This is a genomic window from Enterobacter cloacae complex sp.6700776 (assembly GCF_048284255.1).
In the GTDB taxonomy this organism is placed as follows: domain Bacteria; phylum Pseudomonadota; class Gammaproteobacteria; order Enterobacterales; family Enterobacteriaceae; genus Enterobacter; species Enterobacter intestinihominis.
The window spans coordinates 15,602-39,145 of sequence record NZ_JBLVYK010000019.1; the positions used below are offsets into that span (position 1 = coordinate 15,602).

Genomic DNA, 23,544 nt, shown 5'->3' on the forward strand with positions numbered 1-23,544 from the left:
CAAAATAATGTGCAGACAAACTATTTTTCGGCGCGCATTCCAGAATCAAATGTAATTAATAGGTTACGCTTTTTAAAATCCGATCGCGGTCATAAATTCAGAAATAAACCAAATATCGTAATGAGAAGATAAAAATCTGTAATTGCCAGCAGGCCTTTCCACGTTAAAAATTTGCTGCGTCTCAGCAGTGAATGTTTCTTTTATCTCAGCTACACATACCCCTACAAAAAGGCCTAATAATTATGAAGATAAAGAACCTGACCCTAACGCTCTGCACTACTCTCCTGCTTGCAAGCTTTGCCGGCCACGCCAAAGAGGTCAAAATCGGCATGGCGATTGATGACTTACGCCTGGAGCGCTGGCAAAAAGATCGCGATATCTTTGTTAAAAAAGCGGAATCTCTCGGTGCGGAGGTGTTCGTTCAGTCCGCTAACGGCAACGAAGAGACGCAAATGTCGCAAATTGAGAATATGATCAACCGTGGCGTCGATGTGCTGGTCATTATCCCGTATAACGGCCAGGTATTAAGCAACGTGGTGAAAGAAGCAAAACAGGAAGGCATAAAAGTCCTGGCTTATGACCGCATGATTAATAATGCGGATATTGATTATTATATTTCGTTCGACAATGAAAAGGTGGGTGAATTACAGGCTAAAAGCTTGATCGCAAAAGTGCCTCAAGGGAATTATTTCCTGATGGGCGGCTCGCCTGTGGATAACAACGCCAAACTGTTCCGTCAGGGACAAATGAAAGTGCTGAAGCCGTATATCGACGAGGGCAAAATTAAAGTCGTCGGCGATCAGTGGGCTGACGGCTGGTTACCGGAAAACGCGCTGAAAATTATGGAAAACGCGTTGACCGCAAATAACAACAAAATCGATGCAGTGGTGGCCTCTAACGACGCCACTGCGGGGGGCGCCATTCAGGCGCTGAGCGCGCAGGGTCTGGCCGGGAAAGTCGCTATTTCCGGACAGGACGCCGACCTTGCGGGTGTAAAACGCATTATCGCGGGTACCCAGACTATGACGGTCTATAAGCCCATTACCGAGCTTGCCAATACGGCCGCCGAAATTGCCGTTGAGCTGGGAAATGGCCAGCAACCTAAAGCAGACGCGACGTTAAATAACGGCCTGAAAGACGTGCCAGCTCGCCTGCTTACCCCTATCGAAGTCAACAAAGAGAATATTGACGCCACGGTGGTGAAAGACGGTTTCCATAAGAAGAGTGAACTGTAATCCAGCGCAGCCCCTGCCCGGCGGGGGCGCATCGACCTGCCCTGTTCATCTGTCGGGCTATGCGGAGCAGTTATGTCTTATTTACTTGAAATGAAAAGCATCACCAAAGCCTTCGGGGCGGTGAAAGCGGTCGACAACGTAAGCCTGCGGCTGAACCCCGGCGAAGTGATGTCGCTGTGCGGCGAAAACGGCTCGGGGAAATCCACGCTGATGAAGGTGCTGTGCGGGATCTATCCGCACGGCAGCTACGAGGGCGAAATCGTCTTTGCCGGTGAGGTGCTTCAGGCCACGCACATTCGTGATACCGAACGCAAAGGCATCGCTATCATTCACCAGGAGCTGGCGCTGGTGAAGCACCTTACCGTGCTGGAAAATATCTTTCTTGGGGTCGAACTCTCGCGCCACGGCGTACTGGATTACGACACCATGACGCTGCGCTGCGAAAAACTGCTGGCCCAGGTGAGTCTCGCTATCTCACCGGATACGCGCGTGGGCGACTTAGGTTTGGGCCAGCAGCAGCTGGTGGAGATCGCCAAGGCGCTAAATAAACAGGTACGCCTGCTGATCCTCGACGAGCCAACCGCCTCGCTCACCGAACAGGAAACCGCCGTTCTGCTCCATATCATCCGCGACCTGCAAAACCACGGTATCGCCTGCATCTATATTTCGCACAAGCTCAATGAGGTGAAAGCTATTTCCGACACCATCTGCGTCATCCGCGACGGGCAGCACATTGGCACGCGTGAAGCAGAAGGCATGAGCGAAGATGACATCATCACCATGATGGTGGGTCGCGAACTCACCGCACTGTATCCCAACGAACCACACACCATAGGCGAAGAACTCCTGCGCGTGGAAAACCTGACGGCGTGGCATCCCGTTAACCGCCACATCAAGCGCGTGGATAACCTCTCCTTCTCGCTGCACCGCGGCGAAATTCTCGGTATTGCGGGTTTAGTGGGTGCCGGAAGAACCGAGGCCGTGCAGTGTCTGTTTGGCGTCTGGCCGGGGCGCTGGGAAGGCAAAATTTATATCGACGGTCAGCCGGTAAAAATCGACAACTGCCAGCAGGCCATTGCCAAAGGCATTGCCATGGTGCCCGAAGACCGCAAAAAAGACGGCATCGTGCCGGTCATGGCGGTGGGAAAAAATATCACGCTGGCGGCGCTCAGCCAGTTTTCCGGCGCGCTGAGCAGCCTGGATGATGCCGCAGAACAGCAGTGTATTCTTCAGTCACTTGCCAGGCTCAAGGTGAAAACCTCCTCGCCGGAACTGGCGATAGGTCGCCTGAGCGGCGGCAACCAGCAGAAAGCGATTCTGGCGCGCTGCCTGTTGCTTAATCCGCGCATTTTAATTCTGGACGAACCCACGCGCGGGATCGATATCGGCGCGAAGTATGAAATCTACAAGCTGATCAACCAGCTTGTGCAGCAAGGGATTGCCGTCATTGTTATCTCGTCCGAATTGCCTGAAGTGCTGGGGCTGAGCGACCGCGTGCTGGTCATGCATGAAGGGAAACTCAAAGCCAACCTGAACAACCAGAACCTGACGCAAGAGCAGGTGATGGAAGCTGCCTTAAGGAGCGAACGCCATGTCGAAAAGCAACCCGTCTGATATCAAAGTCGCTGTTCCGACGCCCGGTGCGTTCGCAGGACTTAAATCGCTGAATCTGCAAGTTTTTGTAATGATTGCCGCCATTATCGTCATCATGTTGTTCTTTACCTGGATGACCGATGGCTCCTATTTGAGCGCACGTAACGTCTCTAACCTGCTGCGTCAGACCGCCATCACCGGGATCCTGGCGGTGGGGATGGTCTTTGTGATTATCTCAGCGGAAATTGACCTGTCGGTAGGGTCGATGATGGGTCTGCTCGGCGGCGTGGCGGCAATTTTTGACGTCTGGCTCGGCTGGCCGTTGCCGCTGACGATTGTGGTCACGCTGGTACTGGGTCTGCTGCTGGGTGCGTGGAACGGCTGGTGGGTGGCCTACCGTAAAGTCCCGTCGTTTATTGTCACCTTAGCAGGGATGCTGGCCTTCCGCGGTATTCTGATTGGGATCACCAACGGCACTACCGTCTCCCCGACCAGCGCCTCGATGTCCCAGATTGGCCAAAGCTACCTCTCTGATGGCGTCGGTTTTACGATCGGTGTGGTTGGGCTGATGGCGTTTGTCGCGTGGCAATGGCGAGGACGCATGCGTCGCCAGGCGCTGGGGCTGGCCTCGCCTGCCTCAACCTCGGTTGTCGGCCGTCAGGCGCTTACAGCGGTGATTGTGCTGGGGGCCATCTGGCTGCTAAACGATTATCGCGGTGTCCCAACGCCCGTTCTGCTGCTGGCGCTGTTGCTGTTAGGTGGGATGTTTATGGCCACACGTACCGCATTCGGTCGCCGTATTTATGCTATCGGCGGCAATCTTGAAGCCGCGCGTTTATCTGGTATCAACGTCGAGCGCACCAAACTCGCCGTCTTTGCCATCAACGGCCTGATGGTAGCCATCGCGGGGCTGATCCTCAGCTCACGTCTGGGTGCGGGTTCCCCGTCTGCCGGTAATATTGCCGAGCTGGACGCCATCGCCGCCTGCGTGATTGGCGGGACCAGCCTCGCCGGAGGCATTGGCAGCGTGGCGGGGGCGGTGATGGGCGCATTTATTATGGCTTCGCTGGATAACGGGATGAGTATGATGGACGTGCCGACGTTTTGGCAGTATATCGTCAAAGGGGCCATTCTTTTGCTGGCAGTCTGGATGGACTCTGCCACCAAGCGGCGCGCCTGAGAACCGTATCGTGACTAATTTGGGAAAGTGAGCCATGTTTGAAAAGCGTCACCGCATTACGTTGTTATTCAATGCCAACAAAGCCTATGACCGTCAGGTGGTTGAGGGGGTTGGTGAATATTTGCAGGCGTCGCAATCCGAATGGGATATTTTCATCGAAGAAGATTTCCGTACCCGTCTGGAGAACATCAAAGACTGGCTGGGAGACGGGGTTATCGCTGACTTTGACGACCCCGTGATTGAACAGTTGCTGAGTGGTGTCGACGTACCTATCGTGGGCGTTGGCGGCTCTTACCATTCAGCGGAACATTACCCCCCCGTTCACTACATCGCCACGGATAACCATGCCCTGGTTGAGACCGCCTTCCTCCATTTAAAGGAGAAAGGCGTCCATCGTTTTGCGTTTTACGGATTGCCCGCCACCAGCGGAAAGCGCTGGGCGATGGAGCGTGAGTATGCCTTCTGCCAGCTGGTTGCCCAGGAGAAGTATCGCGGCGTCGTTTATCAGGGGCTGGAAACCGCGCCAGAAAACTGGCAGCACGCACAGAATCGCCTGGCTGACTGGCTGCAAACGCTGCCGCCCCAGACAGGGATTATCGCCGTGACGGACGCCCGCGCCCGCCACGTATTACAGGTGTGCGAACATTTGCATATTCCTGTGCCTGAAAAGCTGTGCGTGATTGGTATTGATAACGAAGAGCTTACGCGCTATCTGTCGCGCGTGGCGCTCTCATCCGTGGCGCAGGGTACCCGTCAGATGGGCTATCAGGCCGCGAAGCTGCTGCACCGACTGTTAGACAACGAATCCCTGCCGCTCCAGCGTCTGCTGGTTCCGCCCGTTCGCGTGGTCGAGCGTCGCTCAACTGACTACCGTTCCTTAAACGATCCGGCCGTGATTCAGGCGATGCACTACATTCGCAATCATGCCTGCAAAGGGATTAAGGTCGATCAGGTGCTGGATTCGGTCGGCATTTCACGTTCGAATCTGGAGAAGCGGTTTAAAGAGGAAGTCGGTGAGACGATCCACGCCGTGATCCATGCGGAAAAGCTGGAGAAAGCGCGAAGTCTGCTGATCTCCACCTCGCTGTCGATCAACGAGATTTCACAGATGTGCGGCTACCCGTCGCTTCAGTATTTCTATTCGGTGTTCAGGAAAGAGTATGACACCACGCCGAAGGAGTACCGGGAACGGTACAGTGAAGTCCTGCTCTAGAAAAAAGAACGCCTTCCAGTGGAAGGCGTTTTTCATTACATATGTGCGGCAATCAGACGCTGGTTATCCTGGTACATTGAGAACAGGTAGTTGTTGTAGCGCTGTCCCTGGGTGGAATAACCTTTCAGCTTGTGGATCATCGCCGTGGCCGTCACTTCCTGATCCGCCTTACGCAGCTGCGCGCGTGACTTACGGAACGAAGAGTAGGCCGGGTGGGTGTTCAGATTCACCACATAGGCATTCACGGAATCTTTCACCGATTCAAACTGTGAATAGCCCTTCACCTTGCCGGGTGCATTAGTACAACGACCTTTTGCGCATTTCATGCCAAACAGATTGTTGTTGTTGCGCGCCAGCTTCGAGGTGCCCCAACCGCTTTCGGCGGCGGCCATTGTCGCGACCATACTGCCTGGAATAATGTCCACACGCTCTAACAGAGTGTTCCACGGCACACGACGCGTGTTCCCGCTCCACTTCACTTTATAGCGTTTGGCGATGTCTTTCAGGCGAGTGCGCTCAGACGGCGACCAGCGGCTATCGTACTGTTTGGCGATCAGCCAGTTACGATCCGCAGTAATCGCGGCATTTTGACTTTTAATGTAAGGCATTACCGTCCGGAGAAACGCTTTTTTCCTTGGTGTCCCGGAAGGGTATTTTCGCAAATCAGGAAGTGAACTACTCTTTGCACTATTGCGAGAATACTCTTGTTTACTGCTAACCTTACTGCTTGTCGTCTTTATTACGTGGGCTTTCTTACTCGTTGTATCCGTGTGCGTCTTTGCAAGCACCTCACCTGAAAATGCCATGGTGAGTAACATGAGTATCGCGGCCCCATATCGTCGAATGGGAGTCGATATCATTAGGTCTCCTGGTCGGATATAAGCATTCCAACACCTTATTTTCTTCAAAATTTGAGAGCGGAATCTCAAATCGTACCAAAAATAGTCTTCAAGAGCACGTCTATAAATAGTCCAATTCCGAAACTATGTCATCCGGAACATGCTCATTAAAGCACCAACACTGGAAAAATGTGCGCGATATCGCAGATAACTGCCTAATTTTGCGCGGGATCACTCATCCCTATGCGTCCTCCTGGCAGAAAGCCTCAGAGGAGGAGTTTTTCCCCTGAGCCGAATGGCACACTGGTCAAAAATGCCGCGACAGGAAAATGGAATGAAACGCACTGCATTAGCTGTTCTGATGTTACCCGCATTCGCGCATGCCGACTGGTCATCGCCGGGATTTGACGCATTCAACGCTGAAGGTACCGGCGTCTTTACCAGCCAGGCAACGCTTGCGAAGGGTACCCGTCCACTGACGTTGAGTCTTGACAACGCGTGCTGGCAGCCGACAAAGGCCATTAAGCTCAACGAGATGCTGTCGCTCAAACCGTGCGAAGGCACGCCACCGCAGTGGCGATTATTCCGTGACGGCGTTTATCAGATGCGCATTGATACGCGCTCTGGAACGCCGACGCTGATGCTGACGGTACAAAGTGCGGCGCCACAGCCTGTCGCAAACGTTACCCGCCAGTGCCCGAAGTGGGACGGCAAACCGCTCACGATCGACGTCGTTAACACGTTCCCGGAAGGCACGGTGGTGCGTGATTTTTACAGCAAACAGACCGCGACCGTTCAAAATGGCAAAGTGACTCTTCAGCCAGCCGCCAACAGCAATGGCCTGCTGCTGCTTGAGCGCGCCGAAACGGACAAACCCGCGCCGTTCAGCTGGCAAAACGCCACCGTCTATTTCGTGCTGACCGATCGCTTCGTGAATGGCGACCCCACCAACGACAACAGCTATGGCCGCCATAAAGATGGTATGCAGGAGATAGGTACTTTCCACGGCGGCGATCTGAAAGGGCTTACCAGCAAACTGGATTACCTTCAGCAACTGGGCGTGAATGCGCTCTGGATAAGCTCCCCGCTGGAGCAGATCCACGGCTGGGTTGGCGGCGGCACCAAAGGGGATTTCCCCCACTACGCGTATCACGGTTATTACACCCAGGACTGGACGAAACTCGACGCCAACATGGGCAACGAAGATGATTTACGCCAGCTTGTCGACGACGCACACAGGCGCGGTATCCGCGTCCTGTTTGACGTTGTCATGAACCACGCGGGCTATGCGACGCTTGCAGATATGCAGGAATATCAATTTGGCGCACTCTATTTACAGGGAGATGAGCTGAAAAAAACGCTCGGCGAACGCTGGACTGACTGGAAACCAGGCGCGGGTCAAAGCTGGCACAGCTTCAACGATTACATCAACTTCAGTGACAAAGCCGCATGGGAAAAATGGTGGGGTAAAAAATGGATCCGTACCGATATCGGTGATTACGACAACCCGGGCTTTGACGACTTGACCATGTCCCTGGCCTTCCTGCCGGATCTGAAAACGGAATCAAAAACCCCGTCAGGTTTGCCGAACTTTTATCAACACAAGCCCGACACCAACGCGAAAGTGATGACGAATTTCACGCCGCGAGATTACCTGACCCACTGGCTTAGCCAGTGGGTACGTGACTACGGCATCGACGGTTTCCGGGTCGATACCGCCAAACACGTTGAGCATGAAGCCTGGCAGCAACTGAAAGACCAGGCCAGCCAGGCGCTGGCCGCGTGGAAGGCAGCCAACCCGGACAAAAAACTCGACGATGCGCCGTTCTGGATGACCGGTGAATCCTGGGGCCACGGCGTGATGCACAGCGATTATTACCGCCACGGCTTCGATGCGATGATCAACTTTGACTATCAGGAGCAGGCGGCGAAAGCAGTGGACTGTCTGGCAGATATGGATTTGACCTGGCAGCAAATGGCAGAAAAGCTGCAAAGTTTTAATGTGCTGAGCTATCTCTCCTCCCACGATACGCGTCTGTTCCGTGAAGGGGGTCAGCGCGCCGCTGAGTTACTGCTGCTGGCGCCGGGAAGCGTGCAGATCTATTACGGCGATGAATCAGAGCGTCCATTTGGCCCGACAGGCTCCGATCCGCTACAGGGAACCCGTTCGGATATGAACTGGCAGGACGTCACGGGTAAACAGGCGTTAACTGTCGCCCACTGGCAGCTTCTGGGGCAGTTCCGCGCCCGTCATCCGGCTGTGGGTGAAGGCAAGCAAACAACGCTGTCAATGAAAGAAGGCTACGGCTTTGTGCGCGAGCACAAGGGCGATAAGGTGATGGTGGTGTGGGCGGGTAATCAGTAGAACAGCCCCCTCACCCTAACCCTCTCCCCTAAGGGGCTAGGGGATTGCACGGTGCGGTCTTTCACCCTCGCCCCTTTGGGGAGAGGGTCGGGGTGAGGAGACATTCATCAGAACGATTCACTGCAATAATCCCTCTCCACCATACAAAACAACAAATCCGACCACATCCGCCGATTTGCACCAACACGGTGCTGGCGTTATGGTTACTGCCTTTCATATTAAGCCCGACAGATCACCTGCTATGACGTTTTCACAATTCGGCGACAAATTTACCCGCCATTCAGGCATTACCCGCCTGATGGAGGACCTCAACGACGGGCTGCGCACCCCAGGCGCTATCATGCTTGGCGGTGGAAACCCGGCTCAAATTCCGGAGATGAACACCTACTTCCAGACGCTGCTGGCAGACATGCTGGAAAACGGTAAAGCAACCGATGCGCTATGTAATTACGACGGCCCTCAGGGTAAAACAGAACTACTGACGCTTCTGGCGACAATGCTACGGGAAGCGCTGGGTTGGGATATCGAACCACAGAACATTGCACTGACAAACGGCAGTCAGAGCGCGTTTTTCTACTTATTCAATCTGTTCGCCGGACGCCGCGCCGACGGCACCACGAAAAAAGTGCTGTTCCCGCTGGCACCGGAGTATATCGGCTATGCCGATGCCGGCCTCGAAGAAGACCTGTTTGTTTCCGCACGTCCGAATATCGAGTTGTTGCCAGAGGGCCAGTTCAAATATCACGTCGATTTTGAACATCTGCATATCGGTGAAGAGACGGGCATGATCTGCGTATCTCGTCCCACCAACCCGACGGGGAACGTGATCACCGACGACGAGCTGATGAAGCTGGATGCGCTGGCGAATCAGCACGGCATCCCGCTGGTGATCGATAACGCCTATGGCGTACCGTTCCCGGGGATCATCTTCAGCGAAGCGCGTCCGCTGTGGAACCCGAACATCATCCTCTGCATGAGCCTCTCCAAGCTGGGCCTGCCGGGCAGCCGCTGCGGCATTATCATTGCTAACGAGAAAATCATCACCGCCATTACCAACATGAACGGCATTATCAGCCTTTCCCCTGGCGGCATCGGCCCGGCGATGATGTGCGAGATGATCAGGCGTAACGACCTGCTGCGCCTGTCAAATGAGGTGATCAAGCCGTTTTACTCTCAGCGCGTTCAGGAAACTATCGCCATCCTTCGCCGCTACTTACCGGAGGAACGCTGCCTGATCCATAAACCTGAAGGGGCAATTTTCCTGTGGCTGTGGTTTAAGGATCTGCCCATTACGACAGAGCTGCTTTATCAGCGTCTGAAAAAGCGTGGCGTGCTGATGGTCCCGGGGGATTACTTCTTCCCGGGTCTGGATAAGCCGTGGCCGCATACGCACCAGTGCATGCGCATGAACTACGTCCCGGACCCGGAAAAAATCGAAGCGGGTGTGAAAATTCTCGCCGAAGAGATTGAGAACGCCTGGCGCGAGGCCGGTTAATAAAACCTCAGGCCAGATTACGCAGCCGTTCCGCGCGTAGTCTGGCGGGTTCTATGCAGCGCAGCGCGTGGGTGGGACAGGCTTCGACGCAGGCGGGACCGCCCTCGCGATGCATGCACAAATCACATTTCAGCGCCTGAACGCGATCTCCCACAACCCGAACCTGCATTGCCCCGAACGGGCACGCCACCATACAGCTTTTGCAGCCGATACAGCGAGCCTGCTCAACGAGCCAGGCTCCCGCAGCACGGTGAATGGCCCCCGTCGGGCAGACATTCGCGCAGGGCGCATCTTCACACTGGTGGCAGCCCACGGCCGTGGTGAGGGTTCCCCCCTTAACCACGCGGATACGTGACGTAAACGCTTCTGGCGTGGCGCTGCTTTGATGCGACATCATGCACGCCACCTCACAGGTGCGGCACCCGATACATTTTTCAGGATCCGTCAGAATAAATCGGTTCATCAGTTACGCCTCGCGCACGTTAAACCCCAGTTCTTTCGAGATAGCTTCCGCCGTGTCACGCAGCGGTTTTAACAAGTTTTTCTCGCCCACCTGCTTCATGCGCGACGTCGACAGCGAAATGGAGATGGCATAGGGCACGCGCCCGTGAATATCAAAGACCGGCACGGCGATACATGACACACCCAGCTCGTTCTCTTCTTTATCCATCGCCATACTGTGATCGCGAATTTCCGCCAGCTCATCATACATCGCGCTCAGTTCGGTGATGGTGTTGCGGGTCAAAGGTTGGATCTGTTCCTGGTGGCTTTCCCAGTAGCTCGCCACGTAATCCTGATGACCAAACGCCATATAGATTTTGCCCATCGCAGAACAATAGAGCGGCATGTGCTGGCCGATATATGCGCGCGTGCGCAGCATACCGGTTGTTGGCTCAAGCTTATAAATCAGGATCGCGTGATCATCTTCACGGCTGGAGAAGTTGACCGTTTCGCCGGTGGCAATGTTCAGCGCCTCGAGGTGCGGCGCCGCCACGTGAATAATATTGAGCGATGAAAGCGCCTTTTGCCCGACGGCGATAAATTTGGTGGTCAGACGATAGCTCCCTGCCGCCGGTGCCGGCGTCACGTACCCGCACGACTGCAACCCCTGCAATAACCGGTGCACGGTGCTTTTATTCAGCCCCGCCAGTTCTGATAAATGCGCAAGCGGACACCCGTTCGGATAGTTACTGAGGATTTCAATCAGCATCAGGCCGCGAAACAAGCTCTGGCTACCTGCTGGCCTCTCTTTTTCTTGCGTCATTTCGCTCTCTTTTATGCTCATCAAATGGCTCCTGTTTATCGCGCCCTGATGGTAGCGCAAAGTGTGGTTTAGTTCACGATCTCAACAGAAAAAACACAACCATTTGATTTTAATCGATTTTGAAAAACGTGAATGTCGTTGATCTGACAAAATTTGATCGTTATATTTGAAATCAGATTTCGTATAGTGAAATTTAGCGATAAAAAAGCACTCGCACTTGCCCCTAAAAAAACAGGAGAACAGGGATGAAAGTGACCTTCGAAGAGTTGAAAGCGGCGTTCAATCGGGTTCTGCTCGATCGCGGTGTAAAAGCGGATACCGCAGACGCCTGCGCCGAGATGTTCGCCCGCACCACGGAGTCCGGCGTTTATTCACACGGCGTCAACCGCTTCCCGCGATTTATTCAGCAGCTTGACGCAGGCGACATCATCCCTGACGCCCAGCCGAAACGCGTAACGACATTAGGCGCCATCGAACAGTGGGATGCCCAGCGTTCCATCGGCAACCTGACGGCGAAGAAGATGATGGACCGTGCTACCGAGCTGGCGTCCGATCACGGGATCGGCCTGGTGGCGCTGCGTAACGCTAACCACTGGATGCGCGGCGGCAGCTACGGCTGGCAGGCGGCGGAGAAAGGCTATATCGGCATCTGCTGGACCAACTCTATTGCCGTGATGCCCGCGTGGGGATCAAAAGAATGTTGCATCGGCACAAACCCGCTGATCGTCGCTATCCCGTCGAATCCAATCACCATGGTCGATATGTCGATGTCGATGTTCTCCTACGGCATGCTGGAGGTGAATCGCCTGGCCGGACGCGAATTACCGGTCGACGGCGGCTTTGACGATGAAGGCAGTCTGACCAGAGAGCCGGGCGTGATTGAGAAAAACCGTCGCATTCTGCCCATGGGCTACTGGAAAGGTTCCGGCTTGTCGATTGTGCTCGACATGATCGCCACCCTGCTCTCTGACGGCGCGTCCGTCGCGGAAGTGACCCAGGACAACAGCGATGAATACGGCGTATCGCAGATCTTTATCGCCATCGAAGTGGATCGCCTGATCGACGGTCCAACCCGCGATGCCAAACTACAGCGCATCATGGACTTCATCACCACCGCAGAACGCGCTGATGAAAATGTCGCCGTCCGTCTGCCAGGCCATGAGTTCACACGCCTGCTGGAGGAGAATCGCCGCAACGGCATCACGGTTGACGACAGCGTGTGGGCGAAAATCCAGTCTCTGTAAGGAGTGGGTCATGATATTCGGACATATTGCACAGCCAAATCCATGTCGCCTGCCGCTGGCGATAGAAAAGGCGCTTAATTTTCTGCGTACCACGGATTTCACCACCCTGGCGCCGGGCGTGATCGAAATTGAAGGCCGCAACATTTTTGCCCAGGTTCTCGACCTCACCACAAAGGAACAGCACGAGAACCGCCCTGAAGTCCATCGCCGCTATCTGGATATCCAGTTTTTGGCCTGGGGCGAAGAAAAAATCGGTATTGCTATTGATACCGGGAATAACAAAATCAGCGAATCATTGCTGGAGCAACGGGATATTATTTTTTATCACGACAGCGAACACGAGTCGTTTATCGAAATGATCCCTGGCAGTTACGCCATATTTTTCCCGCAGGATGTTCACCGTCCTGCCTGTATTAAAAACAAGGGATCCGCAATTCGTAAAATTGTGGTGAAAGTGGCCATCAGCGAATTAGATTAATTTTCTGATAAATACAGGAATGCGAAATGACCAACACCGGTTTTATTATTGGTGCGTACCCCTGCGCACCCTCGTTTCACCAGAAAGGGGAGCAGGAAGAACACGCCTTCTGGCGGGAACTTTCCGACACGCCAAATATTCGCGGGCTGGAACAACCTTGCCTTGAAAATCTCCATCCGTTTGGTGATGAATGGCTGTTTCGTCATACGCCGGGCAACTGGCAGATCGTTGTCACAGCCGTTATGGAAACCATGCGCCGCCGCGGCAGCAACGGCGCGTTTGGCCTGGCGTCCGCGGACGAAGAACAACGTAAAGCGTGCATTGAATATTACCGCCATCTGCATCAAAAGATTGATGCCGTTAACACCCGCTTTCCCGGGAAAGTGGTCGCTCTGGAAATGCAGGCCGCACCACAGGCGGGTAATGATTCTGTCGAGCAAGCGACAGAAGCATTCTCCCGCTCGGTAAGGGAAATCGCGAGCTGGGACTGGGGCTGCGATCTGGTGCTGGAACACTGTGATGCGATGAATAGCCCGGCGCCGCGTAAAGGGTTCTTGCCCTTAGAGCAGGTGCTGGAGGTAGTGAGAGAGACCGATATCAGCGTCTGTATCAACTGGGCACGTTCGGCCATCGAAGGTCGCAACACCGCCCTTCCGCTGGAACATGTTCAGGCGGCACTCGCTGCCGGGAAACTGGGGGCGCTGATGTTTTCGGGCACGACCCCTCGCGGTGAGTACGGAGAATGGCAGGATCTGCACGCGCCGTTTTCTTCGTTCTGCGCCGACAGTCTCATGTCCACTGAACATGTAAAAACGCTGTTTACTGCGGCGAGCGCCGCAACATTGAAATTCTCCGGTATTAAATTACTGGAAATAAATGCTAATGCTGACGTCAGCCATCGCATCGCTATTTTGCGCGACGGCATTAGCGCTATGAATAAAGCATCACAATAAAAATAAAGAATACATTTTCCGGTTACCTTCACTGAGATATTAACTATGAATATTTCTTCTAATGCTCTACACGCGGACATTCCGCGCCAGCGCTGGCTAAGGATCATTCCCCCTATTCTTATCGCCTGCATTATTTCCTATATGGACCGCGTAAATATAGCTTTTGCGATGCCCGGCGGTATGGACGAAGAGCTGGGCATTTCCGCCACGATGGCGGGCCTGGCGGGGGGGATCTTTTTTATTGGCTATTTGTTCCTGCAAGTTCCCGGCGGCAAAATTGCCGTGCACGGCAGCGGTAAGAAGTTTATCGGCTGGTCGCTGGTTGCCTGGGCGGTGATCTCGGTTCTGACCGGGCTTGTAACCAACCAGTATCAGCTGCTGGTGCTGCGCTTCTTACTCGGCGTGGCGGAAGGCGGGATGCTGCCCGTTGTGCTCACGATGATCAGTAACTGGTTCCCGGATGCCGAGCGCGGCCGCGCCAACGCGATTGTGATCATGTTCGTGCCCATCGCCGGGATCATCACCGCCCCACTGTCGGGCTGGATTATCACCGCTCTCGACTGGCGCTGGCTGTTCATTATTGAAGGTCTGATGTCCGTTGTTGTGCTGGTGCTGTGGGCGTTCACCGTCTACGACCGGCCGCAGGAAGCGCGCTGGATCTCTGAGGCCGAGAAAAACTACCTGGTACAAACACTGGCGGCAGAGCAGCAGGCCATTGCGGGTAAAGAGGTGAAAAACGCCTCGCTCAGCGCAGTGCTGTCTGACAAAACCATGTGGCAGCTGATCGCCCTCAACTTCTTCTACCAGACCGGCATTTACGGTTACACCCTCTGGCTGCCCACCATTCTGAAAGAACTGACGCACACCAGCATCGGCCAGGTGGGAATGCTCGCCATTCTGCCTTACATCGGCGCCATTGCCGGCATGTTCCTGTTCTCTACGCTCTCTGACCGCACCGGCAAGCGCAAGCTGTTTGTTTCCCTGCCATTGATTGGCTTTGCGCTCTGCATGTTCCTCTCCGTGGCGCTGAAAGAGCACACCTGGCTGGCCTATGCCGCTCTGGTGGGCTGTGGCTTCTTCCTGCAATCCGCAGCGGGCGTGTTCTGGACCATCCCGGCGCGTCTGTTCAGCGCTGAGATGGCGGGTGGCGCTCGCGGCGTGATTAATGCCCTGGGCAACCTCGGCGGGTTCTGCGGTCCTTATGCGGTAGGCGTACTGATCACCCTGTACAGCAAAGACGCAGGCGTTTACTGCCTGGCGGTTTCGCTGGCGCTGGCATCGCTGCTGGCCCTGCTGTTACCGGGGAAATGCGATGCCGGAGCAGAGCCCAACCCCACGGTGAACTCGCATAAGCGTGCGGCCTGAGGCCCTCACCTGATTCACTAAACCAAACCGTAGGCCGGGTAAGCGAAGCGCCACCCGGCAATTAAGCGAGAAGAAGATGAGTGAAAAAGAGCCCTTCTGGCTGGGTATCGATTGTGGCGGTACTTATCTGAAAGCCGGTTTATACAACAGCCAGGGCAAAGAAGTCTGTATTGAACGCCGCTCAGTGGCCACGCTCAGCCCACGCGCTGGCTACGCCGAGCGGGATATGCACCAGCTCTGGCAGCACTGCCACAAAACCGTCGCCCTGCTGCTTAAAAATTCAGGCGCTGACGGCGGTCAGATTAAAGGCGTTGGCATTTCAGCCCAGGGCAAGGGGCTGTTTTTGCTCGATAAACAGGATCGCCCCCTGGGTAACGCCATACTCTCCTCCGATCGCCGTGCGCTGGAGATCGTGCAACGCTGGCAGCAGGACGGTATACCCGAAAAGCTCTATCCGCATACTCGCCAGACGCTGTGGACGGGGCATCCGGCCTCACTCCTGCGCTGGGTTAAAGAGAACGAGCCGCAGCGGTATCAGCAAATCGGCAGCGTGATGATGGCGCACGATTACCTGCGCTGGTGTCTGACCGGAGTCAAAGGCTGCGAAGAGAGCAACATCTCGGAATCCAATCTCTACAACATGAATACCGGGCAGTACGATCCGCAGCTCACGCGCTGGCTCGGCATCAGCGACATTGACGGTGCCCTGCCGCCTATTATCGGTTCAGCAGAAATTTGCGGGGAAATCACCGCTCAGGCAGCCGCACTGACCGGTCTCACGGCGGGTACTCCCGTCGTTGGTGGACTGTTTGATGTGGTTTCCACCGCGATCTGCGCCGGGCTGCATGACGAAAATACGCTGAATGCCGTAATGGGGACCTGGGCCGTGACCAGTGGGATTGCCCACGGCATCCGCGACAACGAGCCGTTCCCCTACGTCTATGGCCGCTATGTCCATCCGCAGCAGTTCATCGTTCACGAAGCCAGCCCCACCTCGTCCGGCAACCTGGAATGGCTGACGGCCCAATGGGGCGAAATGTCATTCGATGAGATTAACCACGCCGTGGCCAGCCTGCCAAAAGCTGAAAGCGATGTGTTCTTCCTGCCTTTCATCTACGGCAGCAACGCCGGACTGGAGATGACCAGCGGCTTCTATGGTTTGCAGGCGCTGCATACCCGCGCGCACCTTCTCCAGGCGGTTTATGAAGGGGTGGTATTCAGCCACATGACCCACCTCAACCGTATGCTCGAACGCTTTCCCCACGTGCAGACCCTGCGCGTGACGGGCGGCCCCACCCATTCGGACGTGTGGATGCAGATGCTCGCGGACGTCAGCGGCCTGGCGATTGAACTCCCGCAGGTGGAAGAGACCGGCTGTTCCGGTGCGGCGCTGGCCGCGCTCGTCGGTACAGGTCTCTATCCCGATTTTTACGCCGCTCAGCGCGCCCTCAGGCATGACATCCGGATGATTGAACCTGACATGCGTGCCCATGTCGCCTACCAGCGCAAATATCACCGTTACCAGCTACTGATTTCAGCATTACAGGGCTATCACGCCCGTGTTAAGGAGTACGACCTATGAGCCGACCATTATTGCAGCTGGCGCTCGACCACACCTCACTTCAGGCCGCGCAGCGGGATGTCGCGACGCTTTCCGATCACGTCGACATCGTCGAAGCCGGCACCATTCTGTGCCTGACCGAAGGGCTAAACGCCGTTCGCGCCCTGCGCGCTCAGTGTCCGGATAAAATTATCGTGGCGGACTGGAAAGTCGCCGATGCCGGAGAAACGCTGGCTGAGCAGGCGTTTGGCGCAGGCGCAAACTGGATGACCATCATCTGTGCCGCCCCGCTGGCCACCGTTGAACGTGGCCACGAGGTCGCACTGCGCGGCGGCGGCGAGATCCAGATGGAGCTGTTTGGCAACTGGACGCTGGACGACGCGCGCGCGTGGCACCGCATCGGGGTGAAGCAGGCGATATACCACCGCGGGCGCGACGCACAGGCCAGCGGCCAGCAGTGGGGCGAGGCGGATCTCAGCAAAATGAAGGCGTTGTCCGATATCGGGCTACAGCTTTCCATCACTGGCGGTATCACCCCCGCTGACCTGCCGCTGTTTAAGCAGATCAACGTCAAAGCCTTCATTGCCGGGCGCGCGCTGGCAGGCGCCGCCAATCCGCCGCAGGTGGCACAAGCATTCCATTCGCAAATTCGCGACATCTGGGGAGAGTAACCATGCGTCAGCATCCGTTAGGCATTTACGAAAAAGCGCTGCCAAAAGATCTCTCCTGGCCGGAGCGCCTGGTTCTGGCAAAAAGCTGCGGCTTCGATTTTGTGGAGATGTCGGTGGATGAGACCGACGAGCGTTTATCGCGCCTTGAATGGAGTACCACGCAGCGCGCCTCTCTGGTGGAAGCGATGCTGGAGACCGGCGTGGCCATCCCGTCGATGTGCTTGTCTGCCCATCGTCGCTTCCCGTTTGGCAGCCGCGATGACACCGTGCGCGAACGCGCCCGCGAGATCATGACCAAAGCCATCCGGCTGGCCCGTGATTTGGGTATTCGCACCATCCAGCTTGCGGGTTATGACGTGTACTACGAGGAGCATGACGAGGGCACGCAACAGCGCTTTGCCGAAGGGCTGGCGTGGGCCGTAGAGCAGGCCGCTTCCGCGCAGGTAATGCTGGCGGTAGAGATCATGGACACCGCGTTTATGAACTCCATCAGCAAGTGGAAAAAGTGGGACGACATGCTCGCCTCGCCGTGGTTCAGCGTTTACCCGGACGTCGGCAACCTGAGCGCGTGGGGCAACGACGTCACCGCCGAGCTGACGTTGGGCATTGACCGCATCGCCGCTATCCATCTGAAAGATACCCGGCCCGTAACCGAAAAAAGCCCCGGCCAGTTCCGCGATGTGCCGTTTGGCGAGGGCTGCGTCGATTTCGTTGGCGTGTTTAACACGCTGAATCAACTTAACTATCGCGGCGCATTTCTGATTGAAATGTGGACCGAGAAAGCCAAAGAGCCGGTACTGGAGATCATCCAGGCGCGCCGCTGGATTGAAGCCCGAATGCAGGAAGGAGGCATGACATGTTAGAACAACTCAAAGCCGAGGTGCTGGCGGCAAATCTCGCCCTGCCCGCCCACCAGCTGGTGACGTTCACCTGGGGCAACGTCAGCGCGGTTGACCGTGACAGCGGCATGATGGTGATCAAACCATCCGGCGTGGAGTACGACGTGATGACCGCAGAAGATATGGTGGTGGTAAATATCGCCACGGGTAAAGTGGTCGAGGGGAGTAAAAAACCCTCCTCCGACACCCCGACCCATCTCGCGCTGTATCGTCGTTACCCGGAAATTGGTGGCATCGTGCATACCCATTCCCGCCACGCCACCATCTGGTCGCAGGCGGGGCAGGATTTACCCGCATGGGGCACGACGCACGCGGACTATTTCTACGGTGCGATCCCCTGCACGCGGCTGATGACCACGGCTGAAATCGCGGGTGAATATGAATACCAGACGGGGGAAGTCATTATCAAAACCTTCGAGGAGCGCGACATAAGCCCGATGCAGGTCCCGGCGGTGCTGGTACACTCTCACGGCCCGTTTGCCTGGGGCAAAGACGCTGCCGATGCGGTACACAATGCCGTGGTGCTGGAAGAGTGCGCCTATATGGGGCTTTTCTCGCGCCAGCTTGCACCACAGCTTCCGGTTATGCAGCAGGAATTGCTGGATAAGCATTACCTGCGCAAGCATGGCGCAAATGCCTATTACGGCCAGTAATCATCCGGAATTAATATGCTCTTTACAGTACCGCCGTTTCCAGACGGCGGGCGTTAACCCGGTATGTTTCGAGAATATCTGCCGGAAATAACCCACGTCATTAAAACCGCACCGGGTGGCCACTTCAGTTAATGAGGCCGCATCGTTCAGCAACAATTTTTCAGCGGCCCTGACGCGCTGGCGGTGTATTGCCTCCGTCAGGGTTAAATGAAACGTCCGGCGAAATACTCGCCCCAGGTAATCTGCGTTGCAGTGCAGCTCTTTCGCCAGCTGTGAAGTGGATATGGGCAAATGAAAGTGAGTGCGGATAAGTTGTTTGGCCTTCCACGCCATTGCTGCGCCCGCATCATCCGCTTTATCTTCATATCCCGGCGAGAGCGATATCTGCTGCAAAATTAACAGCAAAATTATCTCCAGCGCCTGGCTACGCTGTAATTTTTCCTGCTCGCTTAAAAACTGACGGAATAACGCAATAACATATTGCGGATCCCGCACGCTACAGTGTTGCTCAATCGACAGTGGCGTCGCACCTGGCAACGCAGGCAAGCCTTCATCCACCTCAAAATGCAGCCAGTAAAATTTGAGATCGCCCGGAAAATCTTCCACGCCGACATGCCGCCGCTTCGGCCAAAGTAATAAACTCTCGCCGGCGTTTACCTCAAACAGCGTATTTTCCTCCTGGATCGTTAATGTCCCTTTTTCGACAAAGATTATCTCCCACGAAGATAATTTTCGTGCGGGATGACGACCCACGCCCCGGGAGATAAATAACCCGCCATTTTGAACCTTAATCGGAAGTGCTATGGATAATTCAAGCATGGATATTCAATTTCCCGCTTTTATGGTGGCTAATATTGCGTTTATTGTTTGATTATTAATAAATAACAGCAGAACAGCTCGATCAAACTCACAGTTTTACCATCAGGTCGGAATCGTCACCTTTTTATACTTTTCCCTTCCCTTGTTGGTCTGCCCGTTGAATGCAGAATAAATGGGGTACCTTGCACAAATACGATAAAAAATCGTTTATCGAGGAGTTACCCCATGACTTCCACACCGATTACAGACGCAGAAGTTGCAAAACAGGCAGCCGATGACCGACTGTCAGTCCGCGAGAAAATTGGCTACGGCCTGGGCGACGCGGGCGGCACGGTAATTACCTGCCTGATCATGAACTTCCTGACCTTTTTTTATACCGATGTATTTGGCCTGACGCCCGCGCTGGTGGGCACGCTGTTTATTGCCCTTCGGGTATTTGACGCGATTTCCGATCCGGTGATGGGCGTGATTGCCGACCGCACGCAGAGCCGCTGGGGGCGTTTTCGTCCGTGGCAGCTGTGGGTCGCGCTTCCTATCGGGATCGTCGGCGTGCTGACCTTCACCGTCCCGGACGCCAGCATGGGCGTGAAAATCGCCTGGGCGTTCGGCACCTATTTGCTGTTGTCCGTAGGCTATACCGCCATCAACGTGCCGTATTGCGCGCTGATCAACACCATGACCACCCGCCACAACGAGGTAATATCCTGCCAGTCCTGGCGCTTCGTACTGTGCGGCGTGGCGGGCTTTCTGGTCTCCGTTGGCCTGCCGTGGCTGGTGTCAGAGCTGGGACAGGGCAATACCGCCCGGGGTTATCAGCTGGGCGTCGGCGTACTGTGCGCCATCGCTGTGGTGATGTTCTTGTGCTGCTTCTTCTGGGTGCGCGAGCGCGTCCCGCTTGCGCTGATGGGGAAATTTACCCTGCGCGAGCACCTGGCGGGCCTGCGTAAAAACGATCAGCTGCTGCTGATGCTGGTGATGTCGTTTCTGCTGATCAACGTCTTCAACATTCGCGGCGGCGGGTACATGTACTTCATCACCTACGTGCTTCAGGGCAGCACGGCGTACACCTCGCTGTTTTTCACCATGGTGACCTTTGCCGCCATTCTGGGCGCGGTGATCGTCAACCCGCTGTCGCGGCGGATTGATACCGTCAAACTCTACTACTACACCAACCTGGTACTCGCTGCGCTTGCTATGGGAATGTGGTTCCTGCCAGGTGGCCCGGCGCACCAGACGCTCTGGCTTATCGTGATTTTAAGTAACGGCGTGATCCTGGGCTTCACCCTGCCGCTTCACTTCTCGCTAATGGCCTTTGCCGATGACTACGGCGAATGGAAAACCGGCGTGCGCTCCTCGGGGATGAATTTCGCCTTCAATCTATTTTTCATCAAGCTCGCGTGGGCATCCAGCGCCGGGATCATCAGCCTGGTGTTTATTGCCGTGGCCTATCAGCCAGGCGCGGGCAACCAGACACCCGCCTCATTGCAGGGCATCACCGCCATGGAGACGCTGCTCCCTGCCCTTTTCCACCTGCTGCTGGCGGTCGCTATCCGCTGGTGCAGGCTTAACAATCCCGTGATGTCGCGCATTGCAACCGATTTGCGCCAGCGTCATGTACAGTCCTGAGGAGAACGATATGACCATAATGGAAGCCGACCTGCATCAGCTGAAAATCAACGACCCGTTTCTTGGTCAGTACCAACGGCTGGTCCGCGATGTGGTAATCCCCTACCAGTGGGATGCGCTTAACGATCGCGTGGCGGAGGCTGAACCCAGCCACGCCATCGCCAACTTCCGTATCGCGGCCGGTCTGGAACAGGGGGCGTTTTACGGGATGGTCTTTCAGGACAGCGACGTGGCGAAATGGCTCGAAGCCGTGGCGTGGTCGCTGTGCCAGAAGCCGGATGCCGAACTGGAAAAAACCGCCGACGAGGTGATCGAGCTGGTCGCAGCGGCGCAGTGTGAAGATGGCTATCTCAATACCTATTTCACGGTGAAAGCACCGGCCGAGCGCTGGACCAATCTGGCCGAGTGCCACGAACTGTACTGCGCCGGGCATATGATTGAAGCGGGTGTGGCGTATTTCCAGGGAACCGGAAAGCGCCGCCTGCTGGACGTGGTGTGCAGGCTGGCGGATCATATCGACAGCGTGTTTGGCCCGGGCGAAAACCAGCTGCACGGCTATCCGGGCCACCCGGAAATCGAGCTGGCGCTGATGCGGCTGTACGACGTCACGCAGGAGCCACGCTATCTCAATCTGGTGAAATACTTTATTGAGGAACGCGGCACACAGCCTCACTTCTACGATATCGAATATGAGAAGCGCGGCAGAACGTCATACTGGAACACCTATGGCCCGGCGTGGATGGTCAAGGACAAAGCCTACAGTCAGGCGCATCAGCCCCTTGCCGAACAACAAACGGCCATCGGCCATGCCGTGCGTTTCGTCTACCTGATGGCGGGCATGGCGCATCTGGCGCGCCTGAGCAACGACGAAGGGAAACGTCAGGATTGCCTGCGGCTGTGGAACAACATGGCACAGCGCCAGCTGTACATCACCGGCGGGATTGGCTCCCAAAGCAGCGGCGAGGCATTCAGCAGCGATTACGATCTGCCCAACGATACGGTCTATGCCGAAAGCTGCGCCTCCATCGGCCTGATGATGTTTGCCCGCCGGATGCTGGAGATGGAGGCGGACGGCCACTACGCCGACGTGATGGAGCGCGCACTATACAACACGGTGCTGGGTGGCATGGCGCTGGACGGTAAGCATTTCTTTTATGTGAATCCGCTGGAAGTGCACCCGAAAACACTGGCCTTTAACCATATCTATGACCACGTGAAACCGGTGCGCCAGCGCTGGTTCGGCTGCGCCTGTTGCCCGCCGAATATTGCGCGCGTGCTGACCTCGCTGGGGCACTATATTTATACCGTTCGCCCGGACGCGCTGTTGATCAACCTGTACGTGGGAAACGATGTCGCCATTCCGGTGGGGGAAAACACCCTCCAGCTGCGTATTAGCGGAAACTATCCGTGGCATGAGCAGGTGAAAATCGAGATAACCTCACCAGTTCCGGTAACTCACACGCTGGCCCTGAGGCTGCCGGACTGGTGTGCGGAACCGGCTGTTTCGCTCAATGGTCAAGCCATTACAGGCGAGGTCTCCCGTGGATACTTATACCTAAACCGCCGCTGGCAGGAAGGCGACACGCTGACGCTGACGTTACCGATGCCGGTCCGCCGCGTGTACGGCAACCCGCAGGTGCGCCAGCAGGCGGGGAAAGTCGCATTGCAGCGTGGGCCGCTGGTTTACTGCCTGGAAGAAGCCGATAACGGCGCAAATCTGCATAACCTTTATTTGCCGCAAGACAGCGCGTTTCGGGTATTTGAAGGCAAAGGCATTTTCGCGCACAAGATGCTGATACAGGCGGAAGGGATCGGGTGTCAGGCGAAGGACACTGATGCCTTGTGGCAGTACGACCACTCGCCGGTAGAACGTCAGCCCCAGACGCTGACCTTTATTCCGTGGTTCAGCTGGGCAAACCGGGGAGAAGGGGAAATGCGGATATGGGTGGATGAAGGCTGAATAACTGCGGCCTGTTGCCCTCACCCCAGCCCTCTCCCACGGGAGAGGGAGTAAAAAGTAGGCCGGGTAAGGCGAAGCCGCCACCCGGCTTTAACCCGGCTCAGGCCGCCCGGGACGGCCTGAGCCGGGAG

At 55.8% G+C, this 23,544-nt stretch carries 20 protein-coding genes; 16 read left to right on the plus strand and 4 right to left on the minus strand.

Annotation, left to right across the window (positions count from 1 at the left end):
• Positions 1-242: 242 nt before the first annotated feature.
• From xylF to xylR, 4 genes are all read left to right on the plus strand, one after another.
• Complete coding sequence (xylF, locus tag ACNQ0T_RS19725) at positions 243-1,235, plus strand: D-xylose ABC transporter substrate-binding protein (protein ID WP_022649746.1); 993 nt, start codon at positions 243-245, stop codon at positions 1,233-1,235.
• A 72-nt stretch (positions 1,236-1,307) separates the two neighbouring features.
• Complete coding sequence (locus tag ACNQ0T_RS19730) at positions 1,308-2,849, plus strand: xylose ABC transporter ATP-binding protein (RefSeq protein WP_199126511.1); 1,542 nt, start codon at positions 1,308-1,310, stop codon at positions 2,847-2,849.
• Complete coding sequence (xylH, locus tag ACNQ0T_RS19735) at positions 2,827-4,008, plus strand: xylose ABC transporter permease XylH (protein ID WP_023307163.1); 1,182 nt, start codon at positions 2,827-2,829, stop codon at positions 4,006-4,008. Before ACNQ0T_RS19730 ends, xylH begins: the two co-directional genes overlap by 23 nt.
• Positions 4,009-4,042: 34 nt before the next feature.
• Entirely contained in the window at positions 4,043-5,221 is a 1,179-nt protein-coding gene (xylR, locus tag ACNQ0T_RS19740) for a D-xylose utilization transcriptional activator XylR (RefSeq protein WP_038416899.1), read from the plus strand.
• A gap of 35 nt (positions 5,222-5,256) precedes the next feature.
• Here xylR and ACNQ0T_RS19745 read toward each other — a convergent pair whose 3' ends face one another.
• On the minus strand, positions 5,257-6,081 hold the full coding sequence (locus ACNQ0T_RS19745) for a protein bax (protein ID WP_022649749.1): 825 nt from the start codon (positions 6,079-6,081) through the stop codon (positions 5,257-5,259).
• 313 nt (positions 6,082-6,394) lie between these two features.
• Between ACNQ0T_RS19745 and ACNQ0T_RS19750 the strand changes: the two genes are divergently transcribed.
• Both ACNQ0T_RS19750 and avtA read left to right on the plus strand, forming a co-directional pair.
• Positions 6,395-8,425 carry an alpha-amylase gene (locus ACNQ0T_RS19750; RefSeq protein ID WP_193543125.1) on the plus strand — a complete coding sequence of 677 codons (2,031 nt, stop codon included), beginning with the start codon at positions 6,395-6,397 and terminating at the stop codon, positions 8,423-8,425.
• A 241-nt stretch (positions 8,426-8,666) separates the two neighbouring features.
• The gene (gene avtA / locus ACNQ0T_RS19755) at positions 8,667-9,920 is read left to right on the plus strand and encodes a valine--pyruvate transaminase (RefSeq protein WP_022649751.1); all 1,254 of its coding nucleotides are present in this window, start codon (positions 8,667-8,669) and stop codon (positions 9,918-9,920) included.
• Between the two features lie 7 nt (positions 9,921-9,927).
• Here avtA and ACNQ0T_RS19760 read toward each other — a convergent pair whose 3' ends face one another.
• Complete coding sequence (locus tag ACNQ0T_RS19760; protein ID WP_275061947.1) at positions 9,928-10,383, minus strand: 4Fe-4S dicluster domain-containing protein; 456 nt, start codon at positions 10,381-10,383, stop codon at positions 9,928-9,930.
• A 3-nt stretch (positions 10,384-10,386) separates the two neighbouring features.
• The gene (gene yiaJ / locus ACNQ0T_RS19765) at positions 10,387-11,205 is read right to left on the minus strand and encodes an IclR family transcriptional regulator YiaJ (protein ID WP_015572751.1); all 819 of its coding nucleotides are present in this window, start codon (positions 11,203-11,205) and stop codon (positions 10,387-10,389) included.
• Between the two features lie 224 nt (positions 11,206-11,429).
• Between yiaJ and yiaK the strand changes: the two genes are divergently transcribed.
• From yiaK to araD, 8 genes are all read left to right on the plus strand, one after another.
• Positions 11,430-12,428: a 3-dehydro-L-gulonate 2-dehydrogenase gene (yiaK, locus tag ACNQ0T_RS19770; RefSeq protein WP_275061946.1), complete on the plus strand. Its 999-nt coding sequence runs from the start codon at positions 11,430-11,432 to the stop codon at positions 12,426-12,428.
• 10 nt (positions 12,429-12,438) lie between these two features.
• The gene (locus ACNQ0T_RS19775; protein ID WP_015572753.1) at positions 12,439-12,906 is read left to right on the plus strand and encodes a YhcH/YjgK/YiaL family protein; all 468 of its coding nucleotides are present in this window, start codon (positions 12,439-12,441) and stop codon (positions 12,904-12,906) included.
• A gap of 26 nt (positions 12,907-12,932) precedes the next feature.
• The gene (locus ACNQ0T_RS19780; protein WP_023298859.1) at positions 12,933-13,859 is read left to right on the plus strand and encodes a DUF4862 family protein; all 927 of its coding nucleotides are present in this window, start codon (positions 12,933-12,935) and stop codon (positions 13,857-13,859) included.
• Positions 13,860-13,904: 45 nt separating this feature from the next.
• Positions 13,905-15,224, plus strand: coding sequence for an MFS transporter (locus ACNQ0T_RS19785; protein WP_063201713.1), 1,320 nt, complete (start codon positions 13,905-13,907; stop codon positions 15,222-15,224).
• Between the two features lie 76 nt (positions 15,225-15,300).
• Positions 15,301-16,806, plus strand: a complete 1,506-nt coding sequence (locus ACNQ0T_RS19790) for an FGGY-family carbohydrate kinase (protein ID WP_417930341.1) — start codon at positions 15,301-15,303, stop codon at positions 16,804-16,806.
• Positions 16,803-17,456 (plus strand): 3-keto-L-gulonate-6-phosphate decarboxylase UlaD, encoded by a 654-nt coding sequence (gene ulaD, locus ACNQ0T_RS19795; protein WP_023298862.1) that lies wholly within the window; start codon positions 16,803-16,805, stop codon positions 17,454-17,456. Before ACNQ0T_RS19790 ends, ulaD begins: the two co-directional genes overlap by 4 nt.
• Before the next feature lie 2 nt (positions 17,457-17,458).
• Entirely contained in the window at positions 17,459-18,319 is an 861-nt protein-coding gene (locus ACNQ0T_RS19800; RefSeq protein ID WP_038416908.1) for an L-ribulose-5-phosphate 3-epimerase, read from the plus strand.
• Positions 18,313-19,008, plus strand: a complete 696-nt coding sequence (gene araD, locus ACNQ0T_RS19805) for an L-ribulose-5-phosphate 4-epimerase (RefSeq protein ID WP_038416909.1) — start codon at positions 18,313-18,315, stop codon at positions 19,006-19,008. The genes ACNQ0T_RS19800 and araD overlap by 7 nt, the downstream gene beginning before the upstream one ends.
• On the opposite strand, the gene ACNQ0T_RS19810 is transcribed toward araD, so the two are convergent.
• Entirely contained in the window at positions 19,009-19,827 is an 819-nt protein-coding gene (locus ACNQ0T_RS19810) for an AraC family transcriptional regulator (RefSeq protein WP_022649753.1), read from the minus strand.
• A gap of 225 nt (positions 19,828-20,052) precedes the next feature.
• Between ACNQ0T_RS19810 and ACNQ0T_RS19815 the strand changes: the two genes are divergently transcribed.
• On the plus strand, positions 20,053-21,453 hold the full coding sequence (locus ACNQ0T_RS19815) for an MFS transporter (RefSeq protein ID WP_022649754.1): 1,401 nt from the start codon (positions 20,053-20,055) through the stop codon (positions 21,451-21,453).
• Between the two features lie 10 nt (positions 21,454-21,463).
• Entirely contained in the window at positions 21,464-23,413 is a 1,950-nt protein-coding gene (locus tag ACNQ0T_RS19820; protein ID WP_063148431.1) for a glycoside hydrolase family 127 protein, read from the plus strand.
• Positions 23,414-23,544: the final 131 nt, after the last annotated feature.

Excerpts from the sequence above, each read along its gene's own strand:
- xylF (WP_022649746.1), top strand. The coding sequence starts at position 243 with ATGAAGATAAAGAACCTGACCCTAACGCTCTGCACTACTCTCCTGCTT.
- ACNQ0T_RS19730 (WP_199126511.1), top strand. The coding sequence starts at position 1,308 with ATGTCTTATTTACTTGAAATGAAAAGCATCACCAAAGCCTTCGGGGCG.
- xylH (WP_023307163.1), top strand. The coding sequence starts at position 2,827 with ATGTCGAAAAGCAACCCGTCTGATATCAAAGTCGCTGTTCCGACGCCC.
- xylR (WP_038416899.1), top strand. The coding sequence starts at position 4,043 with ATGTTTGAAAAGCGTCACCGCATTACGTTGTTATTCAATGCCAACAAA.
- ACNQ0T_RS19745 (WP_022649749.1), bottom strand. The coding sequence starts at position 6,081 with ATGATATCGACTCCCATTCGACGATATGGGGCCGCGATACTCATGTTA.
- ACNQ0T_RS19750 (WP_193543125.1), top strand. The coding sequence starts at position 6,395 with ATGAAACGCACTGCATTAGCTGTTCTGATGTTACCCGCATTCGCGCAT.
- avtA (WP_022649751.1), top strand. The coding sequence starts at position 8,667 with ATGACGTTTTCACAATTCGGCGACAAATTTACCCGCCATTCAGGCATT.
- ACNQ0T_RS19760 (WP_275061947.1), bottom strand. The coding sequence starts at position 10,383 with ATGAACCGATTTATTCTGACGGATCCTGAAAAATGTATCGGGTGCCGC.
- yiaJ (WP_015572751.1), bottom strand. The coding sequence starts at position 11,205 with ATGAGCATAAAAGAGAGCGAAATGACGCAAGAAAAAGAGAGGCCAGCA.
- yiaK (WP_275061946.1), top strand. The coding sequence starts at position 11,430 with ATGAAAGTGACCTTCGAAGAGTTGAAAGCGGCGTTCAATCGGGTTCTG.
- ACNQ0T_RS19775 (WP_015572753.1), top strand. The coding sequence starts at position 12,439 with ATGATATTCGGACATATTGCACAGCCAAATCCATGTCGCCTGCCGCTG.
- ACNQ0T_RS19780 (WP_023298859.1), top strand. The coding sequence starts at position 12,933 with ATGACCAACACCGGTTTTATTATTGGTGCGTACCCCTGCGCACCCTCG.
- ACNQ0T_RS19785 (WP_063201713.1), top strand. The coding sequence starts at position 13,905 with ATGAATATTTCTTCTAATGCTCTACACGCGGACATTCCGCGCCAGCGC.
- ACNQ0T_RS19790 (WP_417930341.1), top strand. The coding sequence starts at position 15,301 with ATGAGTGAAAAAGAGCCCTTCTGGCTGGGTATCGATTGTGGCGGTACT.
- ulaD (WP_023298862.1), top strand. The coding sequence starts at position 16,803 with ATGAGCCGACCATTATTGCAGCTGGCGCTCGACCACACCTCACTTCAG.
- ACNQ0T_RS19800 (WP_038416908.1), top strand. The coding sequence starts at position 17,459 with ATGCGTCAGCATCCGTTAGGCATTTACGAAAAAGCGCTGCCAAAAGAT.
- araD (WP_038416909.1), top strand. The coding sequence starts at position 18,313 with ATGTTAGAACAACTCAAAGCCGAGGTGCTGGCGGCAAATCTCGCCCTG.
- ACNQ0T_RS19810 (WP_022649753.1), bottom strand. The coding sequence starts at position 19,827 with ATGCTTGAATTATCCATAGCACTTCCGATTAAGGTTCAAAATGGCGGG.
- ACNQ0T_RS19815 (WP_022649754.1), top strand. The coding sequence starts at position 20,053 with ATGACTTCCACACCGATTACAGACGCAGAAGTTGCAAAACAGGCAGCC.
- ACNQ0T_RS19820 (WP_063148431.1), top strand. The coding sequence starts at position 21,464 with ATGACCATAATGGAAGCCGACCTGCATCAGCTGAAAATCAACGACCCG.